The following is a 16,429-nucleotide window of genomic DNA, read 5'->3' as shown; positions in this document are numbered from 1 at the left end:
GCGGCGCTGCGTCAATTCTGTTCGCCCGCAAGGGCGGCCGACACCTGGGCGACGGCCTCGTCCAGCGGGATCTGGCGCTGGTCGCCGGTGCGCAGGTCCTTCAGCGCGATCTCACCCGCCGCCACCTCGCGGTCGCCGAGCACCAGGGCGATGCGCGCGCCGGACTTGTCGGCGGCCTTCATGGCGCCCTTCACCCCGCGCCCGCCATAGGCGAGGTCGGTGCGGATGCCGGCGGCGCGCAGCTGCGCGGCCAGCACCACCAGGCGCTGCTTGGCGATATCGCCGAGCGGGACGCCGAAGACATCGACGCGGGTGCCGTCGGTGGCGGACTTGCCCTCGGCCTCCAGGGCCAGCACGGTGCGGTCCACGCCGAGGCCGAAGCCGATGCCGGACAGCGGCTGGCCGCCGAGTTCGGCCATGAGTCCGTCGTAGCGGCCGCCGCCGCCGATGCCGGACTGCGCGCCCAGACCGTCGTGCACGAACTCGAAGGTCGTCTTCGTGTAGTAGTCCAGGCCACGGACCATGCGCGGGTTCACCACGTACGGCACGCCGAGCGCGTCGAGCAGGCCGAGCACCTGGTCGAAGTGCGCCTTGGCGGATTCGGACAGGTGGTCGATCATGAGCGGCGCGTCCGCGGTCATCTCCTTGACCTCGGGGCGCTTGTCGTCGAGCACGCGCAGCGGGTTGATCTGCGCGCGGCGGCGGGTCTCCTCGTCGAGCGGCAGCCCGAGCAGGAACTCCTGCAGCAGTTCCCGGTACTGCGGGCGGCAGGTCTCGTCGCCGAGCGAGGTGAGCTCCAGCCGGAAGTCGGTCAACCCCAGCGAACGGAATCCGGCGTCGGCGATGGCGATGACCTCGGCGTCGAGGGCCGGATCATCCACGCCGATGGCTTCCACGCCGACCTGCTGCAGCTGCCGGTAGCGCCCCTTCTGCGGGCGTTCGTAGCGGAAGAACGGACCGGAGTAGTACACCTTCACCGGCAGCGAGCCGCGATCGAGATTGTGTTCGATGACCGCGCGCATGACCCCGGCGGTGCCCTCGGGCCGCAGCGTGAAGCTCTCGCCATTGCGGTCGGCGAAGGTCCACATCTCCTTGGACACGACATCGGTGGACTCGCCCACGCCGCGGGCGAACAGGGCGGTCTCCTCGAACACCGGCAGCTCCATGAGCCCGTATCCGGCCAGATGCGCGGAGCGAATCAGCGCGTCGCGCACGGCGACGAACTCCGCGGAAGTGGGCGGCAGATAGTCGGGGACCCCCCTCGGGGCACTGAAGCTGCTGGTCTTGGTCACGCCGATAAGTTTTCCCCACGGCCGCCTCGCAAGTCCAACCGGTTATCGGCGGGCCCGCCCGCGAGGCGCGTGACGGTTATATAGGAGCTGCTCAGGAAGGGATGGCACACTCTTAAGCCGGAAGCAACCGATACGGAGGGACTGGCTAGTGCCGAGCAATGAACAGCGACGCGCTGCGGCGAAACGGAAGCTGGAGCGTCAACTGGAGAACCGCGCCCAGCGCGCACGCAAGCGCAAGCAGATGACGATCGCCGCGTCGGCTCTCGGCGTCGTGGTCGCCGTCGCGGCGGGGGTCGGCATCTACTTCCTGACCAAGGGCGATGACAACGCCTCCACCACCGCCACCGACACCAGCACTCCGGAAGCCTCGCTGTCCTCGGCTCCGCCGCCGGCCGCCAAGGCCAAGCCCGCCTCGGTCACCTGCGACTACCGCGATTCGCAGCGGCCGTCGGACAAGCAGGTCAGCAAGCCGGGCGGGGAGATGTCGACCGCCGCGAACGCCAAGGCCACCATGGTGACCAGCGCCGGTGAGATCGGCCTGAACCTCAATGCCGGCGAGTCGCCGTGCACGGTGAACTCCTTCGAGTCGCTGGCCAAGCAGAACTTCTTCGACGGCACCAGCTGCCACCGCATGACCACCGGCAAGGGCCTGCAGGTGCTGCAGTGCGGCGATCCCAGCGGTACCGGCATGGGCGGTCCGGGGTACGAGTTCGACAACGAATACCCGACCGATCAGTACGCGGCCGATGATCAGGCCGCACAGTTCCCGGTCGACTACAAGCGCGGCGTGCTGGCCATGGCGAATGCCGGGCCGGGCACCAATGGCAGCCAGTTCTTCCTGGTCTACGGCGACTCGCAGCTGCCGCCGCAGTACACCATCTTCGGCACCGTCGACGAGGCCGGTCTGGCCACCCTCGACAAGATCGCCCAGGCGGGCGTGACCGGCGGCGCCTCGGACGGCAAACCGGCCACCGATGTGACCATTCAATCGGTCCAAATCAACTGACCAGCACGGCCTTTCGGGCCCGACGTCACGATGCGGCATCCGCCGTGTCACGGTGAGGTCGGGCCCGTTCATTTTTCGGCCGGTCAACCGTCCAGGGGCCGCCGAACGTTCGGTGTAAGGCTTTCCTAACCAAAGAAAATCCGAACTTTTCCGTTCAGTGCCGGAATTGTGAGAGTTATGCTGGATCGCGACGCTCGCGTACGGCAGTTTCCGAGTTTTCGCTGGTAACCTCGTAGAACGGAGTACGAAGTGGCGTAGTACGGCCCACCGGGTGACCCCCAACGGACCCTCCCACGCCCCCACATACTCCCGGTGTCCACGTTGCAGGCGGGACATGGCTACCCGAATTACCGTTCGTGTGGCGATGTTCATGACGAAGCACCACAATCATCCATAGTGATCACTGCAGCATCGGGGAGCAGGCAATGGCCGAGGAACTCGACGACATCGGCCGCGAAACAGCGGCGATGATGAGGCAAATGTTGCAGCTCGCGACACTTGTCGCGTTGCGCACCCGGGAACGTGGCCAGAAAGAGGCGGAAGGCCGCGCGAAGGTCACCGAAGCCCGGCAGAAGCAGGCCCGGGAGCTCCAGCTCCGCGAGGCCGCGGACGCCAAGGCCAAGGACCCGCGCAATCTCGAACTCGCCAAGATGATCGAGAGGCCGCCCCTGGACAAGGGCGTATCCCTGGAGAAGGATCGGTTCGCCGCTCAGGCCGAGGCCACGCGTATGGCCGCCACCCAGGCCGCAGTGAACAAGTCCTTGGTGCGATACGACTCGGTGGAGCGCCGTACCGCTCTCGCACAGCATCTTTCCCGCATGGGGATCGCGCCGGAACTGGCCGCGGTACGCATGCTGCTGGAAGTCGGGCAGGCCCAGTCGGCCGCCGAGGCCGTGCGCGCTCGCGAGCAGGAAGCCGCGGTCGCCCAGCGCCGCGCCCGCGAGGTCGAAGCCCGCGGACTGCAGCGCGTCCGTTCCTGAGTCGAACAGCTTTATCGTGCGGCTCCGAGGAGCCGCGCGACATCGGCCCGGTCAGCTCGGGTAATCGCCCATCGGCGCGGCCGGATTGCTGAACAGCCCCTGTTGCGGGGACTTCAGCGGCAGCGGTGTGAGCATGTCCTTGTGCCCGTTGCGCACACTGCAGTATTTGAACGGCCCCTTGGGGTCGAACAGTTTGGCCATGTGCGGATCGGCGTGGTCGAGGAACCACACGCTCAGCCCGGTCTTGCCGTCCAGCCGGTAGTGCTCCCACGCCCGCCACATGGCATCCAGCCGCGCCACCGCCTCCGCGTGCTTCCACCATTCCGGGCACCACACGGTATCGCTGATGTCGGTCACCTGCCGCCGGTACACCAGGCTCAGATAGTTCTCCACGAACTCGACGACGCTCGCGTAGACCATGGGTTTCTGCTGCTGGTCGCTCATGGGCGCGCCTCGCTGGCGCTCGGCGCACCCACGAGTGAAGCACGCTGTGTCAATGGTTCGCTCGCACGCTCGCTCACAGCGGCTTGACCTCCTCGATTTGCCCGGCGTCGTTCGCCGGCTCCGCTTTGATCAGCGACGGCGCGCCGATCAGATCCTTGATCTCGGTCTTGCGACGCGGTGACGGATCGTGGTGCGCGATCGACCTTTTCACGTCTTCCGCGTAGTCGCCCTCCCACCACGGCACGGTGCGCACGAGCACGGCCGGGGTACCGGAGGAGAACACGATGGCGCGCCCGCGCGGCAGGGTGGCGAGGGCGTGCACATTGAAGGTCTTGGACGAGCCCAGTGAGCGCGAATAGCTCTTGCCGCCCTTGGATTCCGAGACAGAGGAGGACACGCTCTCGTATTCGCCGATGGCCTCGGAGCGCTCCTGCAGGAACTTGGTGTCGTCCACGCCGCTGCCCAGCACCTTGATATTGGCCGCGGCCCAGAGGGCTTCCATGCCGTCGACGCCCCAGCAGCGCGCGCCCTGGGCCCAGGACTGCAGCACCGTCATGACGACGATGCCGCGCGAGCCGAAGTGGCTGTACTGCTTGGGCAGATCCTTCCAGCGCACCACATTGGCGGCCTCGTCCAGCACCGCCAGCAGCGGGATCTCCAAGCGGCCGCCGTGCGAGCGGGAGGCCTCCCGCATGGCGACGTCGATGACGGCCTCGGTGAGGGCGCTGACCAGCGGCGCCGCCGAACCGCGGCCTTCCAGCGAGAGGCAGTACAGGGTGCCGTTGTCGCGGATGAAGGCGAGTTCGTCGAACTGCTCGCCGCCGAATTCGCGGGTGATCCAGCGGTGCACATTGGACAGCTTGAGGCAGCGGACCATCTTCTTGGCGGTGCCGAAGACGCCGGAACGGGTGCGCTCGTCCACGTTGTACTGCTGGGCCAGGCCCGAGGCCATGAAGTGGAATCGGCCGGTGCGGCGCAGCAGTTCGATGGGTTCGGTGTCCTGCGGGTTGGTGACCCACTCCCAGACCTGGGTGATGGGGCGATCGTCCACGGCGGCCGCCAGGAACAGACCGGATAGGAGGTCCTCGGCTTCCTGGTCGAAGTAGGTGTCGGTGGAGGTGGCGACGGTGCCGCCGCCGTCGTCGCCGTCGGCGAAGTGGCCGGCCAGGCGGGCAGCGCGCATCTCGCAGCCGCTGCTGCGGGCGTCCACCCAGGCCAGCGGATCCCAGAACCAGTTGCGCGCCTTGTCATCCGGGTTCTTCGGGTCGTAGGCGATGTCCTGCGGATCGAAGATGAAGATGGGGCTGCCCTTGTGGTCGCGCACGTCGCGGGTGGCGTCCACGACATCGCGCTTGTTGGAGGTGACCAGCACCGGGCCGATGGCGGACAGGATGGCGGGGACAACCCGGGAGGTGGTCTTGCCCTGGCGCGGGCCCCAGATGTCGACGTGCAGATCCTCGTAGGAGCCGTAGAGCATGACACGGTCGGAGACCGACATGCCGATGGGCACGCCGGGCATGTCCTCGCGGCCCAGGCGCATGCCGAGCTGCTCGGCCTTGGCCCGCACGCCGGCCTCGGTGAGCGCCGCGATGGCGCCGCCATTGCCCATGTAGTCGGCCTTGTCGTCCACCGCGAGCCGCCCGACATTGGCGCGCGCCTTCATCCGGCGGCGCAGCCAGATCCAGGCCACACCGGCGAGGATGATGACCACCACGATGACGGTGGCGGCGGTGGGCCAGGTCAGATTGCCCTTGGCCAGATCCACGCCGATGGCAATGGGATTGATCGGGACATCCTGCTTGGGCGAGGACAGCAGATTGCCCAGATGCAAGGCGAGCCACAGGGTTCCGAAGATCACGAAGCACGCGTAGATGATGTACAGGGTGGTGTCCGGCCCCGGATCGGCCGGGTCCTTCACCGTTTTCTTCGCCATCTTCAGCCTCCTGGGATGACCTGTGTGTCGGTGCCGCTCAACGGAATTCGTCCAGCAGCCAGGTGCCGCCGGCGGTGCTGCGCACGACGGTGGCGACAACCGTGGCCGGCGGTAGTGGTTCGCGCCGTCCGTCCGGATAGACGACCGTCTGCTCGATACCGATCTTGTACTGCTGCCGGTTCGGATCCGTGCCGTTGGGCGCTTTCTCCCCGGACGCGAACGCGAATGCCTCGACGTGCGCGCCGGCCTTCCCCCAATCGGCCCACTGCAGCGACGGCTTCGGCGTTTCGACGCCGGTGGGTGGTGTATCCAGTGTACGGATCAGGGTGGGACCCAGCCATTTCCGCGCCCGCGCCAGGGCCGCGCCCGGGGTCTCGGTGGCCGGATTCCAGGTGTAGATCTCCCGCAGGGCCGCCACGGCGACGCCTTCGGCGCTGGTGGGATCGGGCGCCGGGGCACTTTCCAGCAAGCGGGTGGTGGACGTGGCGGCGCCGCCCGGGCCGGTGCCCGAGCCGGAATCACCGCTGTCACTGCCGCATGCGGTGACCAGCAGTGCGACGCTTACCAACAGCATCACCACCTGTGGCTCACCCCCGCGCGCGCGGGGAACGACCCATGGCGTCGGAGGCGGAGACCCGCCGCGGGTCCGGCGGGCGGACGTCACCGATGTCCAGGCTAGTCGGCCGGGGTGACGCACGGGCCATACCAGCCATTTTCCCGAGTCGGCGTGTCCGAATCGGCGAAATACTCCCCGGAATGCGGTCATGTGCCCCGCTTGGATTCGCTGAGCGTCTCCACCAGGGTACGGTTCATTTCCGCGGCGGCGGCGAGCTGCTGTTGCAGCAGAGCAACTTTCCGGCGCAGGGCGATGGCGTCCATGCGTTCCAGGCCGGGGCTCTCGGCGGCGCGGACCCAGTTGCGCACCGAATTGGTGTGCACGCCGATCTGTTCGGCGACCACCCGGCAGGCTTCCGATTCCGAGCGCATTTTGGCGGTCAAGGAGATCACCTGCTCGACCGCCGCCTGTCTGACCTCCGGAGATACTCTGCGGTAGGAGCGGTGCGGCATCATGCGGCACTCCCTTCGTCGCTGCCGCCGCGCGCGGTGGACTCGGTGAACTCGCTGAAACGCTGGTTGGTGTCGTGGATTCCGCTCTCCTTCTCGGAATGCGTGAATTCCATGTGGAACGGGATACCGGGGCGGCGGTCCTCGCCGATCTTGAGCAGGAATTTGCCGGTGCCGGGCGCCGAGGGGCGCTGCTGGCCCGGTTTGAGGGCCTCACCGGTGAGCGCCTGCGGCGCGGACCAACTGGTCACCATTTCCTCCTCGGCGGCGGTGAAGGGCACCGTGGAATCCAGACGGGAGATCTCCTCCGGCGGCAGCGCACCGAAGATCTTGGCGCGGGCGCGTTCCAGGAAGCCGAGCGCCTTGGCGATGGCGGCCTCCGAACCGAGCGCCTGCAGATCCTTGATGGTGTGGCTGATCATGATGAGCGAGGTCGCGATGCTGCGCTGCAGACGGGTGAGCTCGTCGACGCGGTCGACCATGAAGTCGCCCAGGCCGAGCACCTGCCACAGCTCGTCCATGACCACCTGGAAGTAGCGCTGCGGGCCCAGGTCGGCGTCCGCGAGCACGTGCGCGGCCTCCACCGAGGCGAAACCGTCGGCCCAGCAGGCCAGCATGACCGCGGCCTTGAGCTTCTTGTCGCCATTGGGAATGTGCGAGACGTCGATGCAGACCGCGGTGGCGGCGGTGTCGATGGGCGTGGTGGTGTGGCCGTTGAAGACCGCGCCGAAGGGGCCCTGGGTGAGCGCGCGCAGCGAGCGGCGCAGGCCCTTGATGGCGTTCTGGTATTCGTCGGGATTGTCCGCGCCCGCGTCGAGTTGCAGTTCATCGCCGCCGGCGACGATGACGGTCAGCAGATCCTCGAGGATCGGCGGCCGGTCCGGGGTGAACTCACTGCCCTCGCGGTACAGGATGCGCAGCCCCGTGGAGATCAGCGTCTCCTCGTAGTCGCGCACGCGCGCACCGCGAACCAGCTCCACCAGACCCGCGACCAGGGTGACCTGCCGCGCCCGCAGCTCCTGCATCACCTGCGTCTGCAGCACGGGCAAATCGTCCAGTCGCGGCACGATCGACCCGAGCACGCCGGCGGCCAGCGGATTCAATTGCCCGTGGCCGTAACCCAAGTCGATGACCTGCCCGCCGACCAGCTCCACCAGCTTCCGGTAATCCGGCTTGACGTCGGCCAGGATGAGCGGCGTGATGCCCTGCGCCACACCGCCCAGCACAATCCGCCGCACCAGCGACGACTTGCCGAAACCATTGAGCCCCAGCACGAAAAGGCTGGGCGCGGTGATGAAGCTACCGCGCATGAACCAGTTCATCGGGTCGAAGCACACCGGCGAGCCCGTGTGCAGATGCGATCCCAGCGGCGTCCCGATCAGCGGCGCGCCCGCGCCCACCGACCACGGCCACAGCCCGGCGACCTGCGCGGTGGTGGCCCGGTACTCGACCGGCCGCCCCACCACGTTCATCCGCCCGCCGCCCGCCCCGATGTATCCGCGATCGGTGAGCTGCTGTGTGGTGCGGTCGAATTCGTCGACGCTGCCGTACTCCATGCGCTCGGCCCGCGCCGCGAAGTTCCGCCGTCGCAGATCATCGGTGTGCAACCGGAAGGTCGCCCACATGGCCCGCAGCCCATTCTGCTCACGGGTGATGACCTCGTACTTGGCCCGCGTCGCGTCATCGAGCAGCTTCGGCCCGGACTGCTTCTTCCTGGCAGCCTGCTTGCGGGCTGCCTGATTCTTGGCCGCCCGCTTCCGCGCCTCGGCCTTGGCGGCCTTGTCCTTGCGCCCGGCGCCCCGCTGGTCCTCGGCCACGGGCCGCTCGGGGCGCCCCGACCGAGCAGGCCGATTCTTGCGCACCGGTCGCTCCCCCATATCCCCCTCCGGTCGCGGACGCCGAGCCCGCTCCGGGTTGGCGGTCCGCCCGCCCAGATGCACGCGATCCGGGTCGGTCGGCCGCGGCCGCGGCTCGCTCCCCTTCGGACGCTGCTCTTCTCGCTCTCCGGTCGGGGGCTTGCGGCGCTCGCGCCCGTTCGCCTCGGCACCGCGCGGCCGCTCCCCCGGTGCCGCATCGCCCGCACGCGGACGCTCCCGGCGCGGTCGCGCCTCACGATCCGGTCGCGCCTCACGAGCCGGCTGCGCCGAATCCTTGGGACCGCGCGGACGCTGCCGGGCCCCGGGCTCGGCGTCACGGGTTCCGGGTTCGGCCGCACGGGTTCCGGATTCGGTGGCGCGGGCGTCGGTCTCGGCGCGTTTGCGGACCGGAGGTCCCTCGAGTTCGGGCTGTCCGGGTGCCGAGCCGATCAGGCGTTCGCCGGTAGCGGCCGGGGGCGCGTCACTCGCCGGAAGCTCCGCGGCCGCCGGGGCTTCCCGCCGCACCGGCGTCGAGTCCCGTTCCGGGGCAGGGCCCGTCACCGCCTCGGCGGCCTCGGGCTCGGCGGTCTCGGGCAGCGGGTCACGACGCAGCATCCGGCGGTCCGGCAGGGTGCCGCGGCGGGGCCGGTGCTCATCGCGGACCACGCGGGAGGCGGGCCGCTCCTCCGGTGCGACCGGGGTGGGGTCGACCGGTGTGTCGTCGCGGCGGCTGCGGCGGGTGGGGGCGGCCGGGTCGCGTTCGCGGACTGGGGGTTCGAGGTCACGTGCCATGGGTGATCACCCCGCGAGGGCTTTCGGGATCGTGGCGTGTTCCGGCAGGATCACCCCGCAGCCGAGGGAGGCGGCGAAGGCGGCTGCTTGGTAGCGGTAGCAGCGCCGGATCTTGAGGCGCGCCTGGGTGGACAGGTCGCGGGTGATGGCTTCGATGCGCGGGAGGTCGCCGCGGAGAGGTTCGGTGATGGTCACCAGCGCGCCGAAGCGGGTCACACCGTGACCCCGGGCTTGTTCTTCGCGTGCTTGCTGGGTGGCGCCCACGCGCAGCGTGGCGGCGGCGGAGACGACGCCGCGTTCGCTCTGCTGGGCCACCAGGGCGTTCTTGAAGTCGTCGTCGACGATTTGGGCCGCATCGCCGGCGGAGTGCGGACGGTAGACGATGGCGATGCGCTTGCGGGGCACTTCGGGATTCGGGGCGAGCAGACGCTGCAGGACGCGCTCGTCGACGGCGCCCTCGGGGGCGGTGTCCATTTCCCAGGTGACCGAGCGGCCGCCGTCGTGAATGAAGTGGTCCCAGCGCTCCTCGTGCGAGACGGGGCCGGCGTCGGCCCAGTCCAGACCGTGGCCGCCGGGTTCGCCGGCCGCGACCTCGAGGTCGGCCTGGGAGGCCGGGTCGTAGCTGCGGCGGATGAAGGAGATGACGTCGTCGGCGGACATGGGCTGGCAGCGCACGCCGGCCTCGGCGAGGGCGGCGCAGATGCCGGGCAGGCGGCGGCCGATCTCCACCGCTTCCTCCGCGGGATTCTTGCGGCGTTCGGCGGTGGTGGCCTTGAAGGTGATGGCCACGCGCGGCAGCAGCTGTACGCGCTCCTGCGGCAGTTCGGTGGCCAGCTCGTACATCACCTGCTGGGCCAGATCCGGCGCCTCGGGGCGGGTGATGGCGGAAACCTCGGTGAGCAAACGGTTTCCGGTCTCGGGCACGGTGTCGATCACCGGCACCACCGCCACGATGTCGGAGGTCTGGCCCAGCGAGGCCAGGAAGTTGCCCCAGGCGGCGACCCAGCGGTCGATGACCGGCTGGTCGACGGCCTCGTGACCCTGCGGCCAGGCGCGCAGCACCACCGTGTACTGCCCGAATTGGGGTAGGTGGATCATGCCGAAGCTGTAGCCGCCGGCGTCGATGCCCTCGTAGAGCCGCGACGGGGCCATGATTCCGGGCAGCCGGGTGACGCCGCCCGGGATCCGGGAGAACCGGCCGCCGCGGTACACGTGCTCGCCCTTGCTGCGGCCGCGCAACCAATGGAACATCATCAATCCGTTCTCGTAGCCGGAGCGGCCCCCCGTCCGCCACACCAGTGGAACCATCACGATCAGGCCGATCCCGGCGACGATGAACGCCGGTTTCGGACCCGCCACCAGTGCCGTCAGCAGACCGGTGATCACGACCGCGAAACCGACGACAGTCTCGCCCCAGCGCAGGCCGAAAAGTCCTGCGCTGCGGGGCTTCTGCCACAGGCCGTACGAGCGGCGCTCGTAGGTGTCGGTCATCGTCATCGCGGAATGGTGCTCCTGCCGAGGTCGGGTGAACGGTTGGCCCAGCGATCACCGGCGACATCGCCCATGGCGGCGTCGGCCCGGTTCAATCCGGAGGCCGCGGCCCGCACCTGGGCGACCCGGTTGGCGGCGCGCGCCGCGCCGGACGCGCCTGACGGTACTGCGCCCGAGCCGCCCGGACCGGCAGGACTCGCGGCGGCCGCTCCGCCACCGCCGCCACCGCCGCGTGGCGGTACCGGCCGCGGGCCGCCCCCACCGCCGCCGCCGCGTCCGCCCGCACCGCCCGGTGGGCGCGGACCGCGGCCCGGTCCGACATAGCCGGCCGCGCCCGGTGCGGCCGCCGCGCGCGGCGCGATGGCCCGGGAGCCGACCGCGCCGACCGCGGCCACGCCGACGAGGGCGCCGGTGGTGGCGGTCAAACCCGAACCGCCGCTGCCGACAATGGCCACCGCCGGGGTGACCAGGCGCATGAGCGCGGGCAGCACGAAGGCCACGCTGCACAGCAGCACGATGGCGACCAGCATGCGCTGGGCCTGATCGGCGTCGGGCAGCGATCCGGTGGCGGTCAGCTCGTCCACATGCCCGGCGGTGGTGAACGCGATCATGTACACGATGGCGGCCACGGGTTTCCAGAGCATGAAGGCAATGATCCAGCCGACCAGCTTGGGATAGGACTGTTTTCCGGTTCCCGTGCCGGAAGCGGCTGCCGCCAGCGGCAATACGCCCGCCGCGATGACCAGCAGGCCCTGCCGCACGATGGCCAGCACGATCTGCGCGAGCGCGCCGAGCAGGCCCACGATGGCGATGATCAGCACCAGGCCCGGCGAGAAGGCTTGCAGGCTGGAGGTTTTCACCATCAGCTCGGCGATGTTCTTGGCCTCGCCGTCGGTGGAGTCGGTGATCACCCACTCGGAGAACTTGTCCGAGGCCTGGGTGGCCGCGACGATCACCGCGCCGAGCATCCAGGAGCTGAAGATGACCCGGGCGAACATGCGGAAGGATTCGGCCGCCTCGCTGACCGCGGCCCCTCGCCTGGCCTCGGCCAGTTTGGCGCCGGACAGGATCACCGACACCATCAAGAGCAATATCTGCGCTTGATAGGTGTAGTCGTTGATCTTGGTGAATAGTGCGCCGGAGTCGCTGACTCTCTCGTTGGGCACCTTCATCCAGAAGGTCAGCGCCAGGATCAGCGCCTCGCCCAGGCCGCTCATCAACGAGTCCACCACCTTGCCGAAGGTGGAGTCCCACGCCTTGTCGCGCACGGCGTCCGCGGCCTCGGCCGGATGGGTGGCGACATTGCCCGCCTTGCACGCGGCCGAGGCCGCGTCACCCAGGGAGATGCCCGGAATGCCGAGTCCGTCGAGCGAGTCGTGTAATTCGTTGCACGCCTCGTCGAAGCCGTACTGCGCGTACGCCACCGTCGGCGATGCGATCATGACGGTGAACACGACCGCGAGGATCGTGAGAAGGCGCCTCACCATATGGTCCACCCCTCGAAGGGTCGCAGGGCCACTGTCGTCGAACTGTCACCGGTCACCATTTCGTCCACCCCGCAAGCGAATCCACGTACTCCGTCTGCGAAGACCTGGACGTCGACGGCTTCAGCCGCCAATCCCCGGCGTCCCACACCATGATCAACCGCACCGCCGCCCACTGCACCCGGCCGTCGCGCACCGGGCCGCGCACGGCCAGTCGCACAATGGCCATGTCGTCGGCGTAGTTCTCCACCTGGAAGGCATCGGGCGCCACCAGATAGCGGGTGACCTTCTCCGGCTGCTGTTTCGGCAGCCGCTCCTCGGCCAGCGCCTGGTCGTAATCGGCCACCTGCTGCGCCGAGACCCGCACCTGCCGTACGTACAGTTCCCGGTCGGCGGGCCGGGCGTTGAGCCGATAGGTGATCTGGGCCGCCGCCAGGGCGGCGCCCTGCGGGGTGTGCGAATACCCCACGGCCAGACCGTTTTCCAAGCGCGTCGGACCGTCGGAGGTGGAGAACGGCACCGAGGCGCCGTACACCCGCTGCCAGCCGTGCGGTTCGGTGAGCCCGGCCGGGACGGCGGTCAGCCAATCGGTGTCGGCGGGCTTGCGCTGTTTGCTGGGATCCTGCGGCAAGGGCTGCCCGGCAGGATTGTTCGGAATGTCGACGCGGCGACCGAACAGGTCGATCTCCGCGGCCGCGAACCCGGTCTGCCCGGTCGTCACCGAAGTGGACGGCGTCCCTTCGGTCGTCGCGCTCGACGGCGCATCGTCGCGGGTGATGTACACCACCACGCCCGCGATGATGATCAGCGCCACCACGGCCGCCGAGGCGATGACGCCGAACGAGACGCGGTCGCGCTCGGGCGACTCCTTCTCGCTCATTTCGGCGCCTCCACAGTGTCTGTGCCATTGGACAATTCAGCTATCCCGAGCCCTACGTCGGCAGGAAGGCGAGTGCGATCCCGCTGGCCGAACTCGCCATGATGGCGCCCAGCAGGCTCATCACCACCCCGTGCGTCGCATCGTTGGCGGCCATGTCGTCGCGGAAGGCGTACCAGAGCTTGCCCGCCGCGAGGATCATCCAGGCCAGGCAGAACAGCAGCACGCACCACAGCAGCCAGTCGATGAGCTGCATGATGGGCCGCAGCACGTCGGCCGGCATCTGCTTGTAGGCCAGCACGGCCAGGGTGGCGGACATTAGGTGATCACGGCATTCATGATCGTGCCGGCACTGGTCGCGATGATCCCGCCGATCATGGCTCCCGCCACCATCTTCGGCGACTCCAAACCGCCTCCCGTCCACTTCTCCCAGGCGAACTTGCCGCCCGCGTAGGTGATGCCCATGACTCCCGACAGCAGCACGAACCAAGTGAAATAACGAACCAGTCTCATCAATTTGTCCGACGCGGGCGGCGCCTCGGGGGTCGGGTTGCCGACCTGGGCGAGGATCGAGCCGTACGCGTCGTGTACGGCGAGGAGCATGCTCATTGTCTTTCCCTGTCCACTAGCAAACCGTCAATCACTAAGTCGCTCAATGCGGTCCGTCCGGACCGAAGATAGTTGGCCGGCTTCTCCAAATACCAAGGGGCACTGTGCGATACGGCACCCGACAACCCGCGGTCGCGGAGAATCTCTATCACACGGAGGTCATCCGCGCCGCGGGGGCTCACTGGTCCGCGTCCGGTAGGTCCGCGGACGGCGCGTCCAAGGCGTCCTGGGCGGCGGCCACGATGCCGGCGCCCAGTTCCCGGATATCAACCGTAACCTCTTCCAACGGGTCGGTTTTGCGCTTTCGCTGGGGTGGCACGGGATCGCCGGGCGACCAGATCGGCAGCTGATCGGGTTCGACCAGGGTCCACTCCTCGTGCCACGGCACCTGCCACACCTGACCGGCGAGGGAGCCGACAACGTCGCGGTAGCGGCGGATTTCGGCGGGAATGCGGCCGGGGCGGGCGGCGACGGTCACCAGGCCGAGGACCTCACTCGGCCCGGCCAGGCCGGCGTGGTGCTGGCGCAGCAGGTCGTGGGCGCGGGTGAGACCGGCGATGGTCTCGCGGGCGATCAGCACGACGAAGGGCGACTCGCGTTCGAAGCCGCCGGGCCAGCGGCGATACGAATCCGCCGCCGGCGCAAGCACATGCGCGAGGGTGCTGGCGCCCGCGCCGCCGTGCACCCCGAGCAGCCACACCAGGGGTGCGCGGCCGCCGCCGGGTACGGGGCGGTCCCAGATGGGTGCCCGGCGGGTCTCCGGCGGCGGCACCACACCGGCCGCCATGGCGTTTTCGGAGGAGGATCGGCGTTCCTTCATGGCTGCGGTCATGATGCCACTCCAGCAAGCAGGCGGCGATATGCCCGGCGTGTCTCGGCAGCGAGGTTGCTGTGCCGCACCAGCTCTCCGCGGGCGAGGTGTGGGTCATAGGGTATCTCGCGAATATCGCGCACCCAGCCGTCCAAATGCTCCCGCAAATGATCAGCGATCCGAGAATCGCTGCCCGGCAACTGATGTGACACCACAATCGTGGTATCGCCGACGATTCCGCCGCCCTGGCCCTCGCCTTGGCCGCCGAACTGATCGTCGAGCCACTCCAGGGTCACCCGCAACCGGTTGGCGGCGTCGGCGCGCGCCGGGATGGCCAGCACCAGCGCGATGTCCGCATCCTCCAGCAGCGGCCGCAGATGCCTTCCGGCAATGGGGTTTCCGCCGTCGTAGACGGGCGTGTAGCCGGCGTCGTCGATACCGCGCGCCACCGTCAAGTACGTCGCGCGCCGCCGCAGCGGGGCCGGGTCGCGCCACAGCAGCCCGATGCCGGAGGTCGCCCGGGACAGGCATTCCTTGAGCGGCGCGGGCTCGTCGTCCCCGCGACCGTAGAGCCACGATTGCAGGCTGATCGGGCTCAGGTGCTCATCGGCCCCGCGCAGCGCGAGATCGCTGCCGGCGAAGGTGGCGTCCACGGCCACGGTCTGCGCCCCGGCCGCCGCGATCTCCCCCGCGATGCCCAGCGCGGTGGTCGTGGTGCCCGCGCCGCCGCAGCCGCCGACCACCAGAATCGGCCGCTGCGCGGGCTCGCTCTCATCGGAATCCCCACGTCGCTTGCGCAGTCGCACCACCGGAGCCTTGGAACGCGCGGCCCGGCCCGACGGTTCGCCCTCCTCGGGCACCTCGTCGAGCCAGCGGCTCCAGTCCTGATCCATCGTCTCAGCTCTCCTCTTATCCTGCCGGGATGCCCGCGGGAGTATGGTCGCCGATCACCACGGTGGCCGTCATCTCGTTGTACGCCGCCGGGCGGTCGCTCGGACCGGAACGGACCTCCCCATTGAGTGTGCCGATGGATTGCGAAGTGTCACTGTGCGAATTGAGCGCATACAGAGCAACTCCGCCGACGACAGCTAGCAACAGGATGGCAACAATCAGGAAGGCAAGGGCGAGAGCGCGGCGGCCGATGGACCGCTCACGCGGGGCGGAGGGCGCGTCGCCCACCGCGTCCAGCAGCGCCGAGGCGCGGTCGACGGGCCGCCGCTCGTCTTCCTCGCTCTCCCAGGGGAACTCCACCACCGCGGCGCCGCGGTAGCGCAGTCGCGGTGCGCCGGAGGCGGACTCGCGATCGGCCATCCAATCCGACCAGGCCCCGCTGAAATGACCGCGGCGCAGCACCGAATCCGGCACCGGCGGAATATCCAGCTCGGGCTCGGGATCGTCGTGGATGTAGTGCGGATAGCGGGCGGGACCGTCGGTGTCGCCCAGGACGTCCTCGGCGTCCACCGGCGCGGGCGCGGCGTCCTGCGCCGCGGGCTCCAGCGCGGGATACCAGCGCGAGACTTTTTTGTACGACTTCAACATTCCCCCGGTCCCCGCGGCGCCAGGCACGTCGTGCTGCATGGTGGACCCTCTCGGCGGTCGGTCGTTGTCGGTTGTCGTCTGCCATGGGACGTTCCCGATCGGAAATTCTCTCGCATGTGCAGGATTCCAACGACTCGACGCGCCGGAAGGCTGGCCTAAGAATCCGCGCGCGCGTGCGATAGCAGGAGAACCGACCGCTCGTGCGCACCACGCCGATGTGTCCCTCTTCCGTCGGACGGTATGAGAATCT

Annotated in this window: 16 protein-coding genes; 2 read left to right on the top strand and 14 right to left on the bottom strand. The window is 69.0% G+C overall.

From position 1 onward, the window contains the following. Positions 1 to 11: 11 nt before the first annotated feature. Complete coding sequence (hisS, locus tag ACYQ5L_RS15255) at positions 12 to 1,292, bottom strand: histidine--tRNA ligase (protein ID WP_459958050.1); 1,281 nt, start codon at positions 1,290 to 1,292, stop codon at positions 12 to 14. Positions 1,293 to 1,440: 148 nt separating this feature from the next. Here hisS and ACYQ5L_RS15250 point away from each other — a divergent pair, with 148 nt between their 5' ends. Further along, positions 1,441 to 2,298, top strand: coding sequence for a peptidylprolyl isomerase (locus ACYQ5L_RS15250; RefSeq protein ID WP_459958048.1), 858 nt, complete (start codon positions 1,441 to 1,443; stop codon positions 2,296 to 2,298). Positions 2,299 to 2,723: 425 nt separating this feature from the next. After that, positions 2,724 to 3,278 (top strand): hypothetical protein, encoded by a 555-nt coding sequence (locus tag ACYQ5L_RS15245; RefSeq protein WP_459958046.1) that lies wholly within the window; start codon positions 2,724 to 2,726, stop codon positions 3,276 to 3,278. Positions 3,279 to 3,329: 51 nt separating this feature from the next. On the opposite strand, the gene ACYQ5L_RS15240 is transcribed toward ACYQ5L_RS15245, so the two are convergent. The 13 genes from ACYQ5L_RS15240 to ACYQ5L_RS15180 all read right to left on the bottom strand — a co-directional run bounded on the left by ACYQ5L_RS15240 (position 3,330) and on the right by ACYQ5L_RS15180 (position 16,179). After that, positions 3,330 to 3,722, bottom strand: a complete 393-nt coding sequence (locus tag ACYQ5L_RS15240; RefSeq protein ID WP_379195224.1) for a DUF4913 domain-containing protein — start codon at positions 3,720 to 3,722, stop codon at positions 3,330 to 3,332. Between the two features lie 73 nt (positions 3,723 to 3,795). Continuing rightward, on the bottom strand, positions 3,796 to 5,655 hold the full coding sequence (locus ACYQ5L_RS15235) for a type IV secretory system conjugative DNA transfer family protein (protein WP_459958043.1): 1,860 nt from the start codon (positions 5,653 to 5,655) through the stop codon (positions 3,796 to 3,798). A gap of 37 nt (positions 5,656 to 5,692) precedes the next feature. Then, positions 5,693 to 6,229, bottom strand: a complete 537-nt coding sequence (locus ACYQ5L_RS15230; RefSeq protein ID WP_459958040.1) for a hypothetical protein — start codon at positions 6,227 to 6,229, stop codon at positions 5,693 to 5,695. Between the two features lie 188 nt (positions 6,230 to 6,417). Further along, positions 6,418 to 6,654 (bottom strand): transposase, encoded by a 237-nt coding sequence (locus tag ACYQ5L_RS15225; protein ID WP_459958038.1) that lies wholly within the window; start codon positions 6,652 to 6,654, stop codon positions 6,418 to 6,420. A 68-nt stretch (positions 6,655 to 6,722) separates the two neighbouring features. Continuing rightward, positions 6,723 to 9,368 carry a hypothetical protein gene (locus tag ACYQ5L_RS15220; RefSeq protein ID WP_459958035.1) on the bottom strand — a complete coding sequence of 882 codons (2,646 nt, stop codon included), beginning with the start codon at positions 9,366 to 9,368 and terminating at the stop codon, positions 6,723 to 6,725. A gap of 6 nt (positions 9,369 to 9,374) precedes the next feature. Next, a complete protein-coding gene (locus ACYQ5L_RS15215; protein ID WP_459958033.1) occupies positions 9,375 to 10,865 on the bottom strand; it encodes an SCO6880 family protein in 1,491 nt (496 codons plus the stop codon). Next, entirely contained in the window at positions 10,862 to 12,346 is a 1,485-nt protein-coding gene (locus tag ACYQ5L_RS15210) for a hypothetical protein (RefSeq protein WP_459958031.1), read from the bottom strand. Before ACYQ5L_RS15210 ends, ACYQ5L_RS15215 begins: the two co-directional genes overlap by 4 nt. A 52-nt stretch (positions 12,347 to 12,398) precedes the next feature. Continuing rightward, positions 12,399 to 13,223 carry a DUF8175 domain-containg protein gene (locus ACYQ5L_RS15205; protein ID WP_459958029.1) on the bottom strand — a complete coding sequence of 275 codons (825 nt, stop codon included), beginning with the start codon at positions 13,221 to 13,223 and terminating at the stop codon, positions 12,399 to 12,401. A gap of 52 nt (positions 13,224 to 13,275) precedes the next feature. Continuing rightward, the gene (locus ACYQ5L_RS15200; RefSeq protein ID WP_379195210.1) at positions 13,276 to 13,539 is read right to left on the bottom strand and encodes a hypothetical protein; all 264 of its coding nucleotides are present in this window, start codon (positions 13,537 to 13,539) and stop codon (positions 13,276 to 13,278) included. Beyond that, positions 13,539 to 13,829, bottom strand: coding sequence for a hypothetical protein (locus tag ACYQ5L_RS15195; RefSeq protein WP_379195208.1), 291 nt, complete (start codon positions 13,827 to 13,829; stop codon positions 13,539 to 13,541). Before ACYQ5L_RS15195 ends, ACYQ5L_RS15200 begins: the two co-directional genes overlap by 1 nt. 178 nt (positions 13,830 to 14,007) lie before the next feature. Continuing rightward, complete coding sequence (locus ACYQ5L_RS15190; RefSeq protein ID WP_459958024.1) at positions 14,008 to 14,661, bottom strand: hypothetical protein; 654 nt, start codon at positions 14,659 to 14,661, stop codon at positions 14,008 to 14,010. Then, complete coding sequence (locus ACYQ5L_RS15185; protein WP_459958022.1) at positions 14,658 to 15,533, bottom strand: MinD/ParA family ATP-binding protein; 876 nt, start codon at positions 15,531 to 15,533, stop codon at positions 14,658 to 14,660. Before ACYQ5L_RS15185 ends, ACYQ5L_RS15190 begins: the two co-directional genes overlap by 4 nt. Positions 15,534 to 15,549: 16 nt before the next feature. Next, positions 15,550 to 16,179: a hypothetical protein gene (locus ACYQ5L_RS15180; RefSeq protein WP_459958020.1), complete on the bottom strand. Its 630-nt coding sequence runs from the start codon at positions 16,177 to 16,179 to the stop codon at positions 15,550 to 15,552. Between the last annotated feature and the right edge of the window lie 250 nt (positions 16,180 to 16,429).

This window comes from Nocardia sp. IFM 10818 (assembly GCF_054655275.1).
This window is presented reverse-complemented; position numbering and strand designations above follow the sequence as displayed.

Bases quoted from the DNA above. Each gene is read 5' to 3' on its own strand.
- ACYQ5L_RS15220 (WP_459958035.1), bottom strand. From the start codon at position 9,368: ATGGCACGTGACCTCGAACCCCCAGTCCGCGAACGCGACCCGGCCGCC.
- ACYQ5L_RS15215 (WP_459958033.1), bottom strand. From the start codon at position 10,865: ATGACGATGACCGACACCTACGAGCGCCGCTCGTACGGCCTGTGGCAG.
- ACYQ5L_RS15230 (WP_459958040.1), bottom strand. From the start codon at position 6,229: ATGCTGTTGGTAAGCGTCGCACTGCTGGTCACCGCATGCGGCAGTGAC.
- ACYQ5L_RS15240 (WP_379195224.1), bottom strand. From the start codon at position 3,722: ATGAGCGACCAGCAGCAGAAACCCATGGTCTACGCGAGCGTCGTCGAG.
- ACYQ5L_RS15245 (WP_459958046.1), top strand. From the start codon at position 2,724: ATGGCCGAGGAACTCGACGACATCGGCCGCGAAACAGCGGCGATGATG.
- ACYQ5L_RS15210 (WP_459958031.1), bottom strand. From the start codon at position 12,346: ATGGTGAGGCGCCTTCTCACGATCCTCGCGGTCGTGTTCACCGTCATG.
- ACYQ5L_RS15235 (WP_459958043.1), bottom strand. From the start codon at position 5,655: ATGGCGAAGAAAACGGTGAAGGACCCGGCCGATCCGGGGCCGGACACC.
- ACYQ5L_RS15195 (WP_379195208.1), bottom strand. From the start codon at position 13,829: ATGAGCATGCTCCTCGCCGTACACGACGCGTACGGCTCGATCCTCGCC.
- ACYQ5L_RS15205 (WP_459958029.1), bottom strand. From the start codon at position 13,223: ATGAGCGAGAAGGAGTCGCCCGAGCGCGACCGCGTCTCGTTCGGCGTC.
- ACYQ5L_RS15185 (WP_459958022.1), bottom strand. From the start codon at position 15,533: ATGGATCAGGACTGGAGCCGCTGGCTCGACGAGGTGCCCGAGGAGGGC.
- ACYQ5L_RS15180 (WP_459958020.1), bottom strand. From the start codon at position 16,179: ATGTTGAAGTCGTACAAAAAAGTCTCGCGCTGGTATCCCGCGCTGGAG.
- ACYQ5L_RS15190 (WP_459958024.1), bottom strand. From the start codon at position 14,661: ATGACCGCAGCCATGAAGGAACGCCGATCCTCCTCCGAAAACGCCATG.
- ACYQ5L_RS15200 (WP_379195210.1), bottom strand. From the start codon at position 13,539: ATGTCCGCCACCCTGGCCGTGCTGGCCTACAAGCAGATGCCGGCCGAC.